General features: G+C 62.1%; 20 protein-coding genes. 13 read left to right on the forward strand and 7 right to left on the reverse strand.

Going from position 1 to position 17,399, the window contains the following annotated elements:
- Positions 1-17: 17 nt before the first annotated feature.
- Genes ACZY1I_RS07955 through ACZY1I_RS07980 form a run of 6 tightly spaced genes read left to right on the forward strand, consistent with a single transcriptional unit; the run spans position 18 to position 7,769 of the window.
- On the forward strand, positions 18-1,277 hold the full coding sequence (locus ACZY1I_RS07955) for an MCE family protein (protein ID WP_463753806.1): 1,260 nt from the start codon (positions 18-20) through the stop codon (positions 1,275-1,277).
- A complete protein-coding gene (locus tag ACZY1I_RS07960) occupies positions 1,274-2,305 on the forward strand; it encodes an MCE family protein (protein WP_463753807.1) in 1,032 nt (343 codons plus the stop codon). The genes ACZY1I_RS07955 and ACZY1I_RS07960 overlap by 4 nt, the downstream gene beginning before the upstream one ends.
- Positions 2,298-3,380 (forward strand): MCE family protein, encoded by a 1,083-nt coding sequence (locus ACZY1I_RS07965; protein ID WP_463753808.1) that lies wholly within the window; start codon positions 2,298-2,300, stop codon positions 3,378-3,380. Before ACZY1I_RS07960 ends, ACZY1I_RS07965 begins: the two co-directional genes overlap by 8 nt.
- On the forward strand, positions 3,377-4,801 hold the full coding sequence (locus tag ACZY1I_RS07970) for an MCE family protein (protein ID WP_463753809.1): 1,425 nt from the start codon (positions 3,377-3,379) through the stop codon (positions 4,799-4,801). Before ACZY1I_RS07965 ends, ACZY1I_RS07970 begins: the two co-directional genes overlap by 4 nt.
- A complete protein-coding gene (locus tag ACZY1I_RS07975) occupies positions 4,798-6,093 on the forward strand; it encodes an MCE family protein (RefSeq protein ID WP_463753810.1) in 1,296 nt (431 codons plus the stop codon). Before ACZY1I_RS07970 ends, ACZY1I_RS07975 begins: the two co-directional genes overlap by 4 nt.
- On the forward strand, positions 6,093-7,769 hold the full coding sequence (locus ACZY1I_RS07980; protein WP_463753811.1) for an MCE family protein: 1,677 nt from the start codon (positions 6,093-6,095) through the stop codon (positions 7,767-7,769). Before ACZY1I_RS07975 ends, ACZY1I_RS07980 begins: the two co-directional genes overlap by 1 nt.
- A 17-nt stretch (positions 7,770-7,786) precedes the next feature.
- Here ACZY1I_RS07980 and ACZY1I_RS07985 read toward each other — a convergent pair whose 3' ends face one another.
- The 3 genes from ACZY1I_RS07985 to ACZY1I_RS07995 form a co-directional block, all read right to left on the reverse strand.
- Positions 7,787-8,236: an Rv2253/PknI dimerization domain-containing protein gene (locus ACZY1I_RS07985; protein ID WP_463753813.1), complete on the reverse strand. Its 450-nt coding sequence runs from the start codon at positions 8,234-8,236 to the stop codon at positions 7,787-7,789.
- Between the two features lie 199 nt (positions 8,237-8,435).
- Complete coding sequence (locus ACZY1I_RS07990) at positions 8,436-8,993, reverse strand: twin-arginine translocation pathway signal (protein ID WP_463753814.1); 558 nt, start codon at positions 8,991-8,993, stop codon at positions 8,436-8,438.
- Positions 8,990-9,712 (reverse strand): hypothetical protein, encoded by a 723-nt coding sequence (locus tag ACZY1I_RS07995; protein ID WP_463753815.1) that lies wholly within the window; start codon positions 9,710-9,712, stop codon positions 8,990-8,992. The genes ACZY1I_RS07990 and ACZY1I_RS07995 overlap by 4 nt, the downstream gene beginning before the upstream one ends.
- A 165-nt stretch (positions 9,713-9,877) precedes the next feature.
- Between ACZY1I_RS07995 and ACZY1I_RS08000 the strand changes: the two genes are divergently transcribed.
- Positions 9,878-10,282: a hypothetical protein gene (locus ACZY1I_RS08000; RefSeq protein WP_463753816.1), complete on the forward strand. Its 405-nt coding sequence runs from the start codon at positions 9,878-9,880 to the stop codon at positions 10,280-10,282.
- A gap of 6 nt (positions 10,283-10,288) precedes the next feature.
- Here ACZY1I_RS08000 and ACZY1I_RS08005 read toward each other — a convergent pair whose 3' ends face one another.
- Both ACZY1I_RS08005 and ACZY1I_RS08010 read right to left on the reverse strand, forming a co-directional pair.
- Positions 10,289-10,576 (reverse strand): hypothetical protein, encoded by a 288-nt coding sequence (locus ACZY1I_RS08005; protein WP_463753817.1) that lies wholly within the window; start codon positions 10,574-10,576, stop codon positions 10,289-10,291.
- Positions 10,577-10,644: 68 nt separating this feature from the next.
- The gene (locus ACZY1I_RS08010; protein ID WP_463753818.1) at positions 10,645-11,214 is read right to left on the reverse strand and encodes a TetR/AcrR family transcriptional regulator; all 570 of its coding nucleotides are present in this window, start codon (positions 11,212-11,214) and stop codon (positions 10,645-10,647) included.
- Between the two features lie 101 nt (positions 11,215-11,315).
- Between ACZY1I_RS08010 and ACZY1I_RS08015 the strand changes: the two genes are divergently transcribed.
- The 5 genes from ACZY1I_RS08015 to ACZY1I_RS08035 are packed head-to-tail and all read left to right on the forward strand — an operon-like array spanning position 11,316 to position 14,840.
- Positions 11,316-12,089: a hypothetical protein gene (locus ACZY1I_RS08015; protein WP_463753819.1), complete on the forward strand. Its 774-nt coding sequence runs from the start codon at positions 11,316-11,318 to the stop codon at positions 12,087-12,089.
- Positions 12,086-12,913: a hypothetical protein gene (locus ACZY1I_RS08020; protein WP_463753820.1), complete on the forward strand. Its 828-nt coding sequence runs from the start codon at positions 12,086-12,088 to the stop codon at positions 12,911-12,913. Before ACZY1I_RS08015 ends, ACZY1I_RS08020 begins: the two co-directional genes overlap by 4 nt.
- The gene (locus ACZY1I_RS08025) at positions 12,910-13,497 is read left to right on the forward strand and encodes a cytochrome c oxidase subunit 3 family protein (RefSeq protein ID WP_463753821.1); all 588 of its coding nucleotides are present in this window, start codon (positions 12,910-12,912) and stop codon (positions 13,495-13,497) included. The genes ACZY1I_RS08020 and ACZY1I_RS08025 overlap by 4 nt, the downstream gene beginning before the upstream one ends.
- Positions 13,498-13,501: 4 nt before the next feature.
- Entirely contained in the window at positions 13,502-13,783 is a 282-nt protein-coding gene (locus ACZY1I_RS08030; protein WP_463753822.1) for a cytochrome C oxidase subunit IV family protein, read from the forward strand.
- Positions 13,784-13,793: 10 nt separating this feature from the next.
- Positions 13,794-14,840 carry a CgeB family protein gene (locus ACZY1I_RS08035; RefSeq protein ID WP_463753823.1) on the forward strand — a complete coding sequence of 349 codons (1,047 nt, stop codon included), beginning with the start codon at positions 13,794-13,796 and terminating at the stop codon, positions 14,838-14,840.
- A 3-nt stretch (positions 14,841-14,843) separates the two neighbouring features.
- Here ACZY1I_RS08035 and ACZY1I_RS08040 read toward each other — a convergent pair whose 3' ends face one another.
- Positions 14,844-16,130 carry a cytochrome P450 gene (locus ACZY1I_RS08040; protein WP_463753824.1) on the reverse strand — a complete coding sequence of 429 codons (1,287 nt, stop codon included), beginning with the start codon at positions 16,128-16,130 and terminating at the stop codon, positions 14,844-14,846.
- A gap of 227 nt (positions 16,131-16,357) precedes the next feature.
- Here ACZY1I_RS08040 and ACZY1I_RS08045 point away from each other — a divergent pair, with 227 nt between their 5' ends.
- Positions 16,358-17,071 carry a TetR/AcrR family transcriptional regulator gene (locus ACZY1I_RS08045; RefSeq protein ID WP_463753825.1) on the forward strand — a complete coding sequence of 238 codons (714 nt, stop codon included), beginning with the start codon at positions 16,358-16,360 and terminating at the stop codon, positions 17,069-17,071.
- On the opposite strand, the gene ACZY1I_RS08050 is transcribed toward ACZY1I_RS08045, so the two are convergent.
- Complete coding sequence (locus ACZY1I_RS08050) at positions 16,987-17,376, reverse strand: hypothetical protein (RefSeq protein WP_463754343.1); 390 nt, start codon at positions 17,374-17,376, stop codon at positions 16,987-16,989. The genes ACZY1I_RS08045 and ACZY1I_RS08050 overlap by 85 nt on opposite strands.
- Positions 17,377-17,399 lie beyond the last annotated feature (23 nt).

Genomic DNA, 17,399 nt, shown 5'->3' on the forward strand with positions numbered 1-17,399 from the left:
GAGGAGGAAACAGTTCAGTGACTGCAAATGTGCCGTCGGGCCGCCATGGCCCAAGCACCAGGGGCCGCTCCCACCATCATGGTCGACCGAAGCCCCGCAGCTACACCCGCCCACTGATGGGCCTGGCGACAGTCGTCGTGATCCTCGCCATCGTCGCCGTCGCAATCGGTTTGTTCCGAAGTGATTTCACCGACAGCGTGCCTGTCACTGTCGTATCGCCGCGGGCCGGCCTGGTGATGAATCCAGAAGCCAAAGTGAAGATGCGCGGCGTGGTGGTGGGCAAGGTCGAGTCCATCGAAGAGCGACCGAACGGTCAGGCCGTTCTGCACCTTGCGATGCAGCCTTCGCAGATTCATCTCATTCCGCGCAATGTGCTTGTGGACATCGCGTCGACGACGGTCTTCGGTGCCAAATTCGTCGAGTTGTTACCGCCTGAGCAACCGTCCCAGCAGAGCCTGCAACCCCATCAGGTGCTGGAAGGCAAGGGCGTCACGGTCGAGGTCAACACCGTCTTCCAACAGCTCACGAGCTTGCTGTCGAATATCGATCCCGCCAAGCTCAACGAGACCTTGGGGGCGCTGGCGGCGGCGGTGAACGGCCGCGGACACAAGATCGGCCAGGCGCTGTCCGACCTGGATGCGTTTCTGGCCAAGCAGGATCCGGCCCTGCCGACGTTGAACCACGACCTCTCGGTCCTGCCGATAGTGAGCAACGCCTACGCCGATGCCGCACCAGATTTGGTCAGGACGGCCGAGAACACGATCAGGATCAGCAAGTCGATCGTCGAAGAACAACAGAACCTAGATGCTTTCCTGATCAGCTCGATCGGCCTGGCGGACATCGGTAACGAGGTGATCGGCGGGAACCGGCAGGGGCTGACCGACTCACTGCATTTGCTCTTACCGACAACGAATTTGACGAACGAGTACCACGAGGCGCTGTGGTGCGGTCTAGCCGGCTCCTTGGTCAACCTGCATTCGCCAAACTTGCCCGAGCCCACAATTAAGGTACTGGTGTATATCGGTTTTGGCGCCGAACGCTACCGGTACCCAGGCAACCTCCCGAAGGTCGCTGCGACCGGCGGCCCGCAGTGTCAAAATCTGCCGGTGGTGCCCTATGACGTTGCGCCGCCCTTCGTGGTGGCCGACGTCGGTGCCAATCCGCAGCAGTACGGCAACCAGCAATTGCTGCTGAACTCTGATGCGCTGAAGCAACTGTTGTACGGGCCGATCGACGGACCGCCGCGCAACACGTTCCAGGTTGGACAACCCGGATGACCGGCTCACGCGGGATGATCTTCAAGTTCGGCGCTTTCGCGCTGGTCATGGTGCTGCTGACCATTTCGTTGTTCTTCATCTTCGGGCAATACCAAACCGGTTCGTCGACAGACTATTCCGCGGTGTTCACCGACGTATCGCGTCTCAAAGAGGGGCAGACGGTGCGGGTCGCCGGTGTCCGGGTCGGTACGGTCAACAGTGTCGAATTGCGTTCGGACAAAAAGGTCCTCGTGAAATTTGACGCTAACCGTAGCGTTGTGCTCAATGGCGGCACCCGGGCTGTTGTTCGCTACCTCAACCTGGTCGGCGATCGCTACCTCGAGTTGCTCGACGGTCCCGGCTCCACCCAGGCGCTGGCGGGCGGCGCGGAGATCCCGATCGATCGCACGGCGCCGGCCCTCGACCTCGATCTGCTGCTGGGTGGGCTGAAGCCCGTTACCAAGGGCCTGAAGGCAGAAGACGTCAATGCGCTCAGCGCATCGCTCATCGAGGTCTTCCAGGGCGAGGGCGGCACGCTGCAGTCGCTGCTCGCCAAGACGTCATCGTTTTCGAACACGTTGGCCGACAACGGCCAAACGGTGCAGGCCCTGATCGACAACCTGAATACCGTAGTAGCCACCGTCAATGCGGAGGGAACCAAATTCTCCGGCGCGATCGACCGAATCGAGCGCCTGATCACTGGACTATCGGCGGACCGGGACACGATCGGCGCCGCTATCACCGCGTTGGACAACGGAACCGCCTCGATCGCGGATCTGCTCACCCGCGCCCGTGCGCCGTTGGCGGGCACCATTGACCAGCTGAATCGGCTTGCCCCACTGCTAGATAAAGACAAAGACCTCATTGATGTGTCACTGAAGAAGTTGCCGAACAACTATCGCAAGCTGACCAGGCTCGGCTCGTACGGTGCCTGGTTCCCCTACTACCTCTGCGGATTGTCGTTGCGCGTGTCGGATCTGCAGTATCGAACGGTGGAGGTGGGCGTCACCCACCAGGTGACCGGAAGGTGCGCCGAACCCGATGCTTAAATACCGCGGAGCTCGCCTCATCCGACCCGGCTTTATCGGGGTTGTGCTGATAGTGCTTGTCATTGCCGTCGGGTTGTCCCCCGATCAACTGATACAGCGCGCCACCAATGTTCGCTACCAGGCGGTGTTCGCCGATACCGGTGGCCTGTTGGGCGGCAACGACGTGCTGGTCTCCGGGACAAAAGTCGGCAGCGTGTCGGACATGTCGCTGCAGAACGGCGACGTTCTGGTGACATTCACCGTTAAAGGTGCAGTACAACTCGGGTCGGCGAGTACCGCTCACATCAGGACCGGTTCGCTGTTGGGACAGCGAGTACTCACGGTCGAATCCGCGGGTGCCGGCAATCTGGCACCCAGGTCGGTGATCCCGCTGTCGCGAACCTCCTCCCCTTATTCGCTGTCCGAGGCCGTCGGCGACCTTTCGACAGACATCCAGGGAACCAACACCGACACCCTCAACCAGTCCCTCGACACGCTGTCGAACACGCTGAACCAGATTGCGCCGCAACTGGGTCCGACGTTCGACGGGGTGAGCCGCCTCTCGTCAACGCTCAATAGCCGTAATCAGACGTTGAGTCAATTGCTCAAGGGCGCTGCCGATGTCACGCACATCCTCTCCGAACGCAGTCAGCAACTGAACACCCTGATCCTCAACGCCGACGATCTGCTTTCCATGCTGGTGGATCGTCGGCAGGCAATCGTCCGACTCCTCGCCAGCACTTCGGCTGTGGCCAAGCAACTTTCCGGCCTGGTGCACGATAATGAGGCCAAGTTAGCGCCGACGCTGACGAAGTTGAACTCCGTGACCGCGATGTTGGAATCAAACCGCGACAACCTCGGCAAGGCGATACCGGGTCTCGCGAAATTCGAGCTGACCCAGGGCGAGACGGTGTCCAGCGGGTTCTACTACAACCCGTTCATCCCGAACCTGTTGACCCTGCAATTCTTTCAGTGGTTCCTCGACTACGCCTTCGGTTTCCGCGCCTACGGAGCGCCGGGGCAACCGCCGGACAACGCCGGGCCGCGCGCATTGCTCCCGTTCCCGTTCAATATGAACCCGGGAGGGTCGCGATGAGCCGACTCGACGCCATTCCACGCAGACCACTGCGGATCGTCCTGACGATCGTGCTGGCCGCGCTCGTCCTGATCGGCGGCGGAGTGGCGATCCGCAACACCTTCTTCCGCCCGACCACGATCACCGCTTACTTCCACACCGCTACGGCGATCTATCCCGGTGACGATGTGCGAGTGTCGGGTCTGAAGGTCGGCACGATCGAGGCGATCGAGCCCGCCGGAACTCAGGCCAGGCTGGTGATGCACGTCGATCGCGGAATCTCCATTCCGGCGGACGCGAAAGCCGTGATCGTCGCCCAGAACCTGGTGGCGGCTCGCTACGTTCAGCTCACTCCTGCCTACCGGTCCACCGGTGCCACCATGGGGGACGGCGCGGTGATACCGGTCGACCGAACGGCGACACCGGTCGAATGGGACGAGATCAAAGACCAATTGCTGAAGTTGGCAAACGATTTCGGGCCCAACAGTCGAGTCTCGACGCCGTCGGTGGCGAAGTTCATCGACGCCGCCGCCGACGCGCTTGGCGGCAACGGTGATAAGTTGCGCGAGACGCTGAGGCAACTCTCGGCCCTGGCGCGGACCTTCGCCAACGGCAGCGGCAACGTCGTCGACATCATCAAGAACTTGCAGACATTTGTTGGTGCCTTGCGGGACAGCAACGTTCAGTTGGTGCAGTTCAACGATCGGCTGGCCACCCTCACCAGCGTGCTCGACGACAATAAAACCAATTTGGACGCGGCGCTGACCGACCTTTCCAGCGCGGTCGGAGAGGTGCAGCGCTTCATCGAAGGCAGCCGTGACCAGACCGCTGAACAGATCACTCGACTGGCTGACCTCACCCAGATTCTCGTCGACAACAAGATGGCGCTACAGAACGTGCTGCACGTAGCGCCGAACGCACTTGCCAACGCCTACAACGACTACGACCCAGACGTGGGTAACGTGCGTGGCGGGGTAGGACTGCAGAACTTCAGCAATCCCAGCTGGGCGCTCTGCTCGCAATTCGGAGCTTTGGAGAACGTCACCTCGGTCGAGACGGGCAAGTTGTGCGGGTTGTACCTGAGCCCAGCGCTCAAGGTGTTCAACCCGTTGACCTTCTTCAACTTCAACTACTTCCCGATCCCGATCAACCCGATCCTGGCGCCGGCCTTCGACCCGAAAAACGTCATTTACACGGAGCAACGGCTCGCGCCCGGGGGGGAAGGTCCGAAACCCGTGCCACCGGAATTGCCCCCGGCTGTGTCCGCGTACACCGGGCTGCCCGGCGACGTTCCTGAAGCGCCACCGCCGCCCGGTCCGCCGGGACGGATACCTGGGGCGGCAATGCCGGAACCCCCGCCGCCGAGTGTGCCGCCCGCACCGGGACCGGCACCGCAGAGCGTGCCGGAACTCCTACTGCCCGCGGAAAGGCCTTCGCCATGAGCCGAGCCATGACCGCCCGGCACGCAGTGCGCAACCTCCGGAGAACGCTGGGCATCGGGATCTGCGTGATGCTCACCGCGACAGGTTGTGCGTTCAGCGGCATGAACTCGCTGCCGCTGCCAGGGGCAGTGGGGCGTGGTTCGGGCTCCAGTACCTATCACGTCGAGATCGCTAATGTGGGTACGCTGGAAGCGAATTCGCCGGTGATGATGAGCGACGTCATTGTTGGCAGCATTCGCAATCTCGCGGTACGTGGCTGGCATGCCGACGTCGAGATCTCGGTGGAGCCGGGCGTGTCAATACCGGCCAACGTGGTGGCGAGCGTAGGACAGACCAGTCTGCTGGGATCCATGCATCTGGCCCTGAACACTCCGCTTGACCAAGCGCCGAGCAGCGATAAGTTGAAGCCGAACGCCACCATTCCGCTCAACCGGTCGTCGACCTATCCCTCAACCGAGCAGACGTTGTCGTCGTTGTCGGTGGTCCTCAACGCCGGCGGGTTGGGGCAGATCGGCGACATCATCAACAACTTCAACACCGCGCTATCCGGGCGTGCGGGTGATGTTCGCGACCTGCTGAACCGGCTCGACAAATTCGTCGGGACCTTCGATCAACAGCGTGACAATCTCGTGGCATCAATCGACGCCCTGAACCGCCTCTCCGGGACGTTGGCCGGGCAGCGCGATGTAATCACCGAGGCACTCAACAAGATTCCGCCGGCGCTGGATGTGCTCAATCGGGAGCGGCCCCGCATCACGAGTGCGTTGAGCAAGCTCGGGACGTTCAGCGACACTGCGACCAGACTGGTCAATGACGCAGGATCGGACTTGGTCAACAACCTCAAGAACCTCGAGCCGACCATTAAAGCGCTCGCCGATATCGGTCCGGATCTCGATCAGGCCCTTGCCTACGCGCCGACGTTCCCGTTCACCCAGGGCTTCATCGACCGTTATATCCGAGGCGACTACGTCAACGGGACCTTCATTATCGATATGACCAACGCCGGACTCCGCAAGAGCATCCTGCGCGGTACCCACTGGGAACGGCTGGGCGCGGAAATGGTTCCTGCAGCAGGTGAGCCGGAGTACCTGCAGTTCCGATACGGGGCACCGGGCGCACCAGGGTCATATCTGCCCGGGCCGCCACCGGCCGGAAACCCAGGGCTGGCGCTGCCTCCTCCGCCGGCCGCCGCGCCGGGCCCGCCGACAGGTGCAGTGCCGCCCGCCGACCAGGGGGCACTGCCGCCCAGCGGGTTGCCGCCCGCGGTCGCTCCGACTGAGGGAGGTGGGTAATGCTCACCCGATTCATCCGAATCCAACTTGTGGTTTTCACGATCGTGGGAATCATCGGTCTGTTCGTGATGGTCATCTTCTACATCCAGGCGCCGACATTGCTCGGCATCGGCAAGATGACCGTCACACTGGAGATGAAGGAAACCGGCAACCTCTATCGCTTCAGCAATGTGACCTACCGCGGCGTACAAATCGGCAAGGTGACGAGCGTCGAACTCACCGCTCACGGTGCGAAAGCCATTATGCGGCTTGATAACTCGCCGAATATACCCGCAGACCTGGAAGCTGAGATACGCAGCATCTCCGCAGTGGGCGAACAGTACGTGGACCTGCGGCCACGAACCGATTCAGGGCCCTATCTGCACGACGGCTCGGTAATCTCGTTGAAAGACACGAAGTTGCCGCAGCCGATCGGCCCGGTGCTCGACCAAACCAGTGCACTGCTCAACAGCATTCCGCAGGGCAAGCTCACCAAACTGCTCGACGAGTCGTTCAAGGCATTCAACGGCGCCAGTTACGATTTCGGTTCGCTGTTCGACTCGTCAGCGCAGATTTCGGGGGACCTCAACGGCGTCTCCGAACAGGCGCGGACGCTGACCGAAGACAGCGGGCGACTGTTGGACAGCCAAGCGCAGACTGCTGATGGCATTCGGCGATGGGCCCGCAGCCTTGCCGGAGTGACAGGGCAATTGGCGACCAATGATCCTCAGATTCGCACCCTGCTGGAGAATGGGCCGGGCGCACTCAATGAGGCGTCGAGGCTGCTTGACCAAATCAAGCCGACGTTGCCGGTGCTGCTGGCCAACCTCACCACGATCGGCCAGATCGGTGTGACGTACCATGCCTCGCTGGAACAAGTTTTGGTGTTGCTGCCGCCTTTCACCGCCGCGATTCAGTCGTTCCTGGGAACCAAGTCCCCGACCGGATTGGCTGTGGGCGCTTTCAATCTCATCCTCAGCGACCCGCCCGCCTGCACGGTTGGCTTCCTGCCACCGAGCCAGTGGCGTTCGCCGGCCGACACCACAACGTTGGACACACCGGACGGGCTGTACTGCAAGCTGCCGCAAGATTCACCGATCGGGGTGCGTGGCGCGCGCAATTATCCCTGCCAGGGACACCCCGGCAAGCGCGCGCCCACCGTCGAAATCTGTGACAGTGACAAACCTTTCATGCCGCTGGCGATGAGGCAGCATGCGTTCGGTACCTACCCGCTGGACCCGAACCTGCTCGCACAAGGCATCCCGCCCGACGATCGCGTTAACTGGAACAGGGAACGAATTTTCGGGCCAGTGGACGGCACACCCATGCCTGCCCAAGCGGTGCCTCCGCCCGCAGGCGCACCGGTAGCGCCAGGGGTGACTACCCAGGCGCCGATGGGGCAGGTAGCGGCGATCGCGCCACTCGACCTGCCCGCCGGGCAAGCCCCTCCGCCCGCCCCAGCCCCCATGCCTGAGCCCGCGCCGGCGCCGGCGCCGGCTGCCGACGTGCCTAACGCGGCGCCAAGTGCCTTCGGCCACAATGCACTACCCGGAGGAGCATCAGGTCCCTCCCTGGCGTTTGCGCAGTACAGTCCGGAGACCGGGAGCTACATCGCCCCCGATGGTCAGGTTTATCGGCAGACTGATCTGGTCGCTTCGAAGGCGCCCAAAACGTGGAAGGACATGTTCGCCATCTGATGGTCAGGCTGGTTGGGTCAGCCGATCCTGTCCAGCCTGAAGGGCTGTTCGATGACCAGCGGGGAGTTGTATCCGCAGCCTCCGCTCGCGGCGACTGTTTTTTCGCGTCCGGCTAAAACTGGTGAGCCAAGCGTGTTTTCGCCAGTCTCCGGGTTCGCCGGATAGAAATAGATATTGTCGTGGCCCGCGTACGAGGTGCCGTCTGCGCACGTTTCCCAGTTCGGGATCTCGCGTTTCAGGTACCAGGTGAGCCCATCATGCATCGTGAGCGGTGCGGTCCAGCCCTGATCGCTGACTACCTGGCCGGTGCAGTCCTGGGCGGTGGAGCACGATGTGCTGATTCTCCAGGTGCTGCGAACCACGTCCTCGTTTTGGTAGACCTGCCTCGTCTTGGCCCAGTCGCCGATCTGGGTCGCGGTGTATGTCCCGTTGATGGAAGGGTCATATGCCAGTGCGGTGGGAGCCATCCCCACTCCTGTGACCAGGCCGGCGGCAGTCAGCGTTGCAATTGCCGCCGCACTTATCGGACGCATCATGTGTTGCTGCTCCTCGACGCGCTACGAACTGGATCGCAGCCCGGCTTGCAAACCGACTATTTCCAGCGAAACACGGATATTAACACTGTCGTCGTGATCAATGTCCGATTCTCGAGAAAGCTTTGTGCGGTCATACGCCATCGAATTTCTCGATTAGCCACGAACCGTTGATCTTTTTCAACGTAACCCGAAGGCTGTTCGATGTCACTACCGGTTCGGGCTTTTCCTTGCTCGCGGTTTTCTGTTTGACGAAAACAAGTACGACCGCTGAATTCGGTTGCAGTTCGGATACCGCGGCCTTGACGACCGTGGCGGTGCTGGTGACCTGTGCCCGCTGTGTCGACGGTCCCACGATCTGGTCGGCAAATTGCTGGTAATAGGGCAGGTAGTTCTCGGTGACCCGAGACTTGGCGTTGGCGAGATCGCGGCTGAGTGTGTCTGGCGAATAGGACAGTAGCGCTACGGCGCCATCGCTTGCCGCCTTGATCACCTCATGTGTGACTGACCGATCCGTCTCCATATCCGCGCGGTATGTAGAGAAGAAGTAGTTGACCGCGTATCCGGTCGTGCTGACGACCAGAATCACCACCAGGATGAGGCGCCAGCGTGCCAGCAGTCGACGTGTCCAACGCTCGTCTGTCCGGGGACGTTCGGCCGGCACTCGAGTCGGTGTTTCATCGACCGTCACGGGACGAACTCGACTTTCGAAACTTTCAGTTTTCCGCCGTCTCGCTCGATGTTGACGACGAGGCGCCAGTTACGCAGTTCGGGCTTCGGCTGGTCAGCTTTGGTGAGTTCAGACTTCGCCGCGACCAGGACAGTCGCAGAATCCTCGGTCATCGACTGCACGCCTACGGCCTGCACGGTGGCCTTGGCGACGACCTTTGACTCTTCGAGGGCCCTGACCAGGTCCTCGGCTCCCATCAATACGCCGGCCTTGAATTGCCCCGTCGTTTCGTCGGCGAAACGTTGCACGTCGTCGCGGGCCTTGTTCCCGTCGATCGACATCATCTTCAGAACAGCGTTGCGGGCTGCCGTCGCGAATTCCGCGGAGCGCTGACTTTGCTGAATGACGTGGTGATGACGCCAGCCCAGGTAGCCGCTGCCGCTCAGGGCCGCGACGCTGACCAGCACCGCCGCGGCCATGAAGCTGGCCTTTCGGCGTGACAGCTGGGGCCGTCGTCGGCGCCTTGGAGTCGACTCGACTTCCAGTTCGACCGGTTGGTCGGCAGGATCCGCAGGATCTTGCGAGGCGGCCTCAGCCTGCTTGCGCAGCTTGACCGCACGGGCCCGGGCGGCTTCGGCGCGGGCGTCCATCTCGGCGAGATCGCTTGCTTGGGGCGGCGCAGAAGGACCAGCAGCGCCCTCCATGTCCAGCGCATCGGCTGAAGATTCGCGCGGCGGCATGAATCACCTCCTCGCCCGCAACTACGAGTGAGTCACATTATCACCGCCCAGGGATGATGCCCGCGGCGCGGTGACCGATGTGACGCCTTCTCCGAATGGGAGAATTTTCTTACCAGCTATGGCCAAGGTAATGAATTTTCTTTCCAGCTGTGGCAAATTAAGCTGGTGCGATTCATTTTGGTAGCGGTCGCCGCATTGCTTGGCCTCGGCGGGGTGGTGGCGCCGCAGGCTGCTGCAGATCCGGCTACCTGCGATTACCCCGACTGCACACCGGGGATCGCCGGCCACGTTGTGCTCGGCGCGCCGTGCGATAACACCACCTACTACGTGTTCGGCACGGCCGACTACTACGTCTCCTTCGCTACCGAACCCGGTCGGCTGATGTTCTGCGGGTCACCGCGCAGATATGAGCCGCGATGGTTCCGGTCGCCGCCGATGGCCGGTATCAAGCAGGAGAGCTCCTCGTGCGTGGAGTATCCCGAGTACTACGTGGCGCAGGCGCCCGATGGCTTGTTCCTCGTGTGCAATCCCCATGACGGCAAGAAGGTTTGGGAGCGCGGGGACACGTAACCCGAATCAGGGCCGGGTGTTGGGAATATTGGGCCAGTCCTGAAAGGGGCTGGGGCCAAAGTAATCCCGGTTATGGATGGTGCCGTCCATGTCTCGATGGTGTGCGTCGTGGCAGGTTGTGCCATCCCACTGTGGTCCCCAAGCCGCGGCGTTGAAGGGATTGCCCGGGCACCAGTGGTATCCCACGAATGGCCAGGGAACGTCATCATCTGCGTGAGCGGTGGCGGCGCATGCCAATCCGAAACCGTTGCTGACCATGAGCGCTGCGACAGCGAAGCGCGCGAGGGTGTTCATATGAGAACGGTAGCTGAGCGGCGGAGCTGTGAAAATGGAACTGACAGAATGCGATCGACTTGACCTGACTAGTTCGCGTCGAAGAGGCGGCGGGTGATCCGGAGCAGTTGGGCCCGCAGTGTCTCATCGTCGATGTCGGCCACCAGGGGGTGCACGACTCCCACCGCGATTGCACCCGACAGCATCGCCGCTGACACGCGTGCGTCCTCGGCAGTGTCGTCGACCAGAACGCCGTAGAGCCGCGCAATGAACTGCTGGAACTGTGCCTGCTCGGCCAGCAGTCGCACGACGACCGGATCGAACTGCAGCGTGCTTGCCGCGCCACGTCTTTCGATGGCCATGTCGATGACCCTGCCAAGCAGCACCTCGCGCGCGGCGGTGCTGTGATCGTGGGCCTCGGCGGCTTCCAGCGCCTCTTCGAGCCCGCCGAGTTCGCGTTCGGTGAGCGCGACAATTATCTGTTCTTTGGTCTTGAACTGGTGGTACACAGCCGCTTTGGTGACACCGATGGCGTCGGCGATCATCTGCAGCGAGGTGCCGCCGACTCCGTGCTCGGCGATCAACCTCAAGGCGGCGTCGAGAATGCGAGTCTGCGCGGCACTGCGCGCAATGAACCGGAACTGACTCCGGGGCGTCATATCGACCACATCGGGGAGCCTAGCCGATCGGCTATTGACCTGGAATAGCCGATCGGCTAGTTTCGCTGACGGGCCCAGCCATGTGCGCGAAGGAGCAGCCGATGGCCGACATCGATGACAGCGTGGTGACGGCGCCACCCGCGCGCAGACAGGTCGATGGCGAGCTGATCTTGCTGTGGACGTTGCCCGTCACGGTGATCATCTGGATCGCCGCCTTCTTGTTGTTCCCGGGCTTCAACCCGCCGATGTCACCCACGATGTCGGCGGAACAGGTCGCCGCGTTCTACCGCGATCCGGCCCACATTCCCCAGATCCGTTACAGCATGATCGTGTTCAACTGGTTCGGCGTGTGCCTCGTCCCGATTCTGACGCTGATCGTGTTGCAGATCAGGCGGATGGCACATCGCACGCCGATCTTCTCGTACGCGATGTTGGGCTGTGTGGCCGGCGGTCCCACCTTGTTCCTCGTCGCCGACGTCTGCTGGCTGCTGGCTGCTTTCAGGCCGGAACGCAGTGCGGAGCTGACGCAGTTGCTCAACGATTTCGCGTGGATCACCTTCACCATCTTGGTTCCCTTTCTGATCGGGCAGAGTGTGATCCTGGCCCTGGCAATCTATTTCGACGATCCGTCGCGGCCGATCTTCAGCCGGTGGGTGGCGCACTTCAACCTGCTCGTTGCCGCCGCGCTCGTGCCGGCGGCCTTCGTCGGTGTGTCATTGTCGGGGCCGCTGGCGTGGGACGGCGTGTTGTCGTTCTGGGTGAAGAACATCGCGATCGGCGTCTGGGTTGTCGTGATGGGCATCGTTCTGGGGCAGGCGGTGTATCGGGAACGTGCCGAAATCCATGGAATCGCAGTAGAACTGGACGGCGCATGAGTACCGTCGCGGACCCGCCGGAGTTGGCGGACGGCCCTCCCGCCGGCCCACTGCATCGCCGGATCGCCTGGCACCTGCGGCACAACCCCAAGCGCGAGTTGTGGATCGCGTGGTGGGCCATGGTCGTCTTCTACAATCTCTTCTTTCCGGTGTTCTTCGTGGTGGCGCAGGTCCAGCCCCCACCGCAGCCCACCTGGGACCTTGCGACCCAGGCGCATTGGTTCTTCGAACGCCACCTCGGTATTCCAGTGGGCTTCGGCATCATCTTCGCCGTCACCGGCATTACCGCGATAAATAATGCCCTCATTGCGTATTCGATGCGTCGCATGTCGGTAAGCCGCGCCTTCGGCTACACGTACCTGCTCATCTACTCGTTCAGTGCGGTTCCCGGCCTGCTGTTGCTGTGCATCGCGCTGATCGTCGGAACGCTGCGCCCCGCGCGAAACCCCGAAGCGCTCGGTTGGCTGTACGACTTCGCCTTCTTGTCCTTCGACGGAACCATGGGAGTGTTCCTCATCGGGTCGCTGATCTGGATGGTCGCGATCCTGATCGACAAGAACCGGGTGTTTCCCAAGTGGTTCGGCTATCTCAACCTGTGCAATGCGCTCACCGAGGTTGTCGTCGCGCCCTGCTGGATCTTCCGGCGTGGCGTGTTGGCGTGGAATGGTCAGATCGCATGGTGGCTGGACATGGTCGTATTCGGCGTCTACCAAGTCACTTTCATCGTCATGCTTTTTCAGATGATCCGGCGCGAAGACTTCGGCACGGGGCCGCTGCCCGCCGTGGCTTCCAGACGAGCAGCGAAACTGGCGACGGCGTCATGACCGACCTCGACGAGAAGGCCAAGCGCGCGAAGTTCGTGCCGGGGCAGCCGGACATGTGGGCCTTCGTCTTGTTCGAATCGCTGGTGTTCACCGGATATTTCGGCTTCTACCTGTTCTATCGGACCAAGAGTCCCGAGATCTTCTCAAGTGCTCAAACACATTTGGACCTACGCATCGGTGTTTTCAATACCCTGGTCTTGCTGTTGAGTTCCTGGTCGGTGGCGCGCTGCGTTCAGTCCGCTCGGGCCGGTGCCCATCGGGCGGCCCTTCGCGACGTCTTCCTCACGGCCGGGTTCGCGGCAGTCTTCCTACTACTCAAAGTGTTTGAATGGACCCGCCTGGTGCACGAAGGAAATGGCCCGGACAGTAGCGACTTCTTCACGTATTACTTCTTCCTCACCGGGATCCACTTCGTTCACCTGCTGATCGGATTCGTCGCACTCGGTGTCGTCGTGTACCGACTCCGGGGTGCACGGCGGGGGTCGCAGGAATCGCAGGTGCTCGTCGAAACCTGCGCAACCTATTGGCACACAGTGGATTTCCTGTGGGTGTTGATCTTCGCACTGCTCTACGTGGTGAGGTGATGCGGTGAAGTTCAACACGAGGCTACTGGTCGTCTGGGTGGTACTGGCCTCGCTCACACTCGGCTACCTCGTGGTAGACCACTCGGCCAACGGATCGCTGAAATCCAATGCGGTGGTCACCTCGGGCGTCATCGTCATAGCACTGATCAAGGTGCGCATCATCTTTCGGGAATTCATGGAGGTCAGGGAAGCCCCCGCGGTGCTTCGCCGGCTGACCGACGCCTGGGTGCTGCTGATCGCAGCCGGGCTGTTCGGCAGCTACTTTGTGGGCCTGGCGTTGCACTGATCTCACACGGATGGCACAGTACGTCCGTCCGGTGGAAGCACACGCACAGGAGCATTGGAACGTGACTGGCGGGTACGGCACGGCGGGTGGCGGGGGCAATGCTGCTATCCGTGACCTGCTGGGCGGCGGTGGCCGCGGCGGGGCAGACCCGCGACGCTCGACCGGTCAGGTGCAGGACCATCCGCCCACGCGGTTCGCCGTCGCGATTGTGTCGCGCCCCGATTATGCGCATTCGGGTGCATTTTTCGAGGTAGCGGAGACAGTGCACCACGCGCTTCTGTCGCTTGGTCACGAATCGAAGCTCACCACGAGGCTCGACCTCGAGGACTGCCGCACCATCGTGCTGGGTTCGAACCTGATGCCTTTTTTCGGCCTGAAGCCGCCCAAGAACGCGATCCTGTACAACCTCGAACAAGTCGCGTCCAACTCGGCCTGGATGACGCCGGCGTACCTCGACATCCTGCGGCGGCACCCGGTGTGGGACTACAGCAGGGCGAATATCGAGCGGTTTGCCGCGTGGCAGCTGCCCCGGCCCACACACGTGCCGATCGGGTATGTCCCCGAGTTGACCCGAATCGTCCCGGCCACCGAGGACGTCGATGTGTTGTTCTACGGCACTGTGGATGAACGGCGGAAGGTCGTTCTCGACGGCTTGCGTGCCCGAGGTCTACGTGTCGAGTCGCTATTCGGCGTGTACGGCGCGCGCCGGGATGACTGGATTGCGCGCGCGAAGATCGTCATCAACCTGCATCAGGACGCCTATATGCGGACGCCGGTCTTCGAGATTGTGCGGCTTTCGTATCTGCTCGCCAACAAGCGCGCAGTGGTCTCCGAGCGTGGCGTGGGTCTGGCGGAGGATCGCGATCTGGAGTCGGGCCTGGAAAGTGGCATCGCGTTCGCCACCTACGGTGAATTGGTCGATCGCTGCGTGGATCTAGTCGGCGACGAGCGCGCGCGCCGCGAACTGGGCGAGCGTGGCTATCGGGTTTTCTCCGCCCGCGACCAGGCCGCCACTCTGCGCCAGGCGCTTTCCTCAGGCTCGATTGACCAGTGGTAGCCGCTACGCCCGCGGAAGGTTCTGCGGTGTGAAGCTGAGATGGAGATTGTTGAGCCCGCGCAGGATGAAGGTCGGCTCATAGGTGACGCGGCGATTGTCGGCCGGACCGTGCTCGGACTCGCTAAGGCTGATGTCGGCCATCCGGTCCAAAATTCGTTCAATGGAGACCCGGCCTTCCACCCGGGCGAGCGGCCCGCCTGGGCAGGAGTGCACTCCGCGCGCAAAAGCCATGTGCTCGCGGACATTCTTGCGGTCCAGACGAAACTCGTGCGGGTTGTCGAACCGGCGCGGATCACGGTTGGCCGCACCCGGCAGCACCATCACCACGGTGCCGGCCGCGATGTCCACTCCGCCGACTTGGGTGGCCTTGCGCGCCAGCCGCGAATCACTCTTGACCGGGCTTTCCATGCGCAGCGATTCCTCGATGAAGCCGGGAATCAGCCTGCGGTCGTCGCGAAGCTGTTGCTGAATGTCCGGCCGGTCGCCGATCACGTGTAGTGCGGCGCTGAGCAGCTTGGCTGTGGTCTCCTGGCCGGCGGCGAAGAGGAAGGTGGCCGACCGGACCACTTCAATGACCTCCGGTGTCGACCCGTCCGGGTATTTCGCGGTCGCCAGAGCGGTCAGGACGTCCTCACGCGGGTTGGCGCGCCGGTCTTCGATGTAGGAGCTGAATTTCTCGTCGAGCCACTCCAGCGGATTGACTCCTACGGACTCGTGGTCCAGTGCTCCGACTCGTCCCGGACGGTCGGCGCCCAAGACGACTCGGAACTCTTTGTGGTCCTCTTCGGGAACACCGAGCAGATCGGCGATCACCAAGGTGGCGAACGGCTTTGAATATTCGCTGATGAACTCGCACTCGCCGTTGACGAGGAATTCATCGAGTTGCCGGTCGGCCAGTTTCCACATGAATTCTTCGTTGTGCTTGAGCCTGCTCGGTGTCAGCAGGCGGCTCAAGATCGACCGCGCCTTGCTGTGATCCGGTGGATCCATGGTGACCATGTGCTCGAACATCGGGAACTTCTCCCGGTGCTCGTCGATCTGGTGATTGATGTCGTCACCGTCGGGCTGGAACGGTAGCGGCGGAAACGGGCCACCCAACGCCACGCAATTCGAGAAGGACTCGACGTCCTTATAGACCGCGGTGGCCTCCTCGTATCCGGTGACGGCGATAACCCCGTAGTGCGGCAGTCGCAACACCGGATTCTGGTCGCGCAGGTAGTCGAAGTACGCGTACGGATCAGGCACCAACGACGGGTCGGTGAAGAAGTCGATCGAGTCGAAAGTGGTCATTTGGTGCGTGCCTCCCCAAGCTGTCCCCTAATCCGGGGTTGCCCAATGGTCAGTCGGCGACGAGAGCTGGCGTCGCCTGAATTCGATTCCTCTGCTGAGCACCTGCTTAGCATGGCAGTATTGTCGTGGTCAAGGTCACACGGTCGGTGTGCGGCGGGGTTCAACCATGCCCAGTGGATACGATCGGCGTGACTGCCAGGCGAGCGCAGAGAGTACGGGGTAGGGGCATGACATCGGCCCGCAGGATCGGAGCGCCAGACGCGAAGAATCGCGGCTTGCTGCTCGACGCGGCTGAGCAGCTGATGCTCGAAGAGGGCTATGCCGCAGTGACATCCCGACGACTGGCGAACAAGGCGGGACTCAAACCTCAGCTGGTGCACTACTACTTCCGCACCATGGAGGAGCTGTTCCTGGCGGTCTTTCGCCGCCGCGCCGAGGAAGGCCTGCAGGCCCAAGCGCTGCTGCTGAAGTCGCCGCAGCCGTTGTGGGCGCTGTGGAGATTCGGCACCGATCCCGGCTTCACCCGCATCTCGATGGAATTCATGGCGCTGGCGAATCACCGGAAGGAAATGCGGGCCGAAATCGCTTACTACGCCGAGCGTTTCCGCGAGGAGCAACGCCAGGTGGTGGCGGCCGCTCTCAAGCAATACGAGGCGGAGAAAAAGATCATCGCCGATTTTGTGTCGCCCGCTGTGTTCACCGTGCTGATGACCAGCCTGTCGCGGTTCCTGGTGCTCGAGCAGGCGATGGGCATGTCGGGTGGTCACCGGGAAACCCTCGAATTCGTCGAAGCGCAACTGCGCCGACTGGAAGGCGAGCCGCAACCGATCACCGACGTACCTGCGGTGTGGGTGGTTCACCAGGTGCGAAGCGAGCAGAGCACCCCTTTGGCTCCGTCCTTGGATACGACGACGGCTCCGTCAACTGACACCGTGCAGTGAAAATTCGGGATACCTGGTTGTCGCGCGGTGCTGACACTGACCATCGCCCACGCGTCCGGATTGATCAGCATCACCTGCTGAGTCCACGGCCGGCCCGGCGCGATGTCGGCCTGGATATTCGGCGTGAAGGTGTAGGGGTTGTGGCTGTAGTCAGAGAACTTCGTCGGATCTTGATCGCCGTAGTAGATATCCGCGTAGATCGGATTCTGGGCGGAGATGGTGTAGACCACCTGATGCATGGGCGGGTCGTCATCGGCGCGCGCCATGCCGGTGCCCGCGGCTAGACCTACCGCCCCGAGCAGCATCGCTGTGCTGACGCTGAGTTGCC

It is taken from the genome of Mycobacterium sp. IDUB_37, from assembly GCF_055419245.1.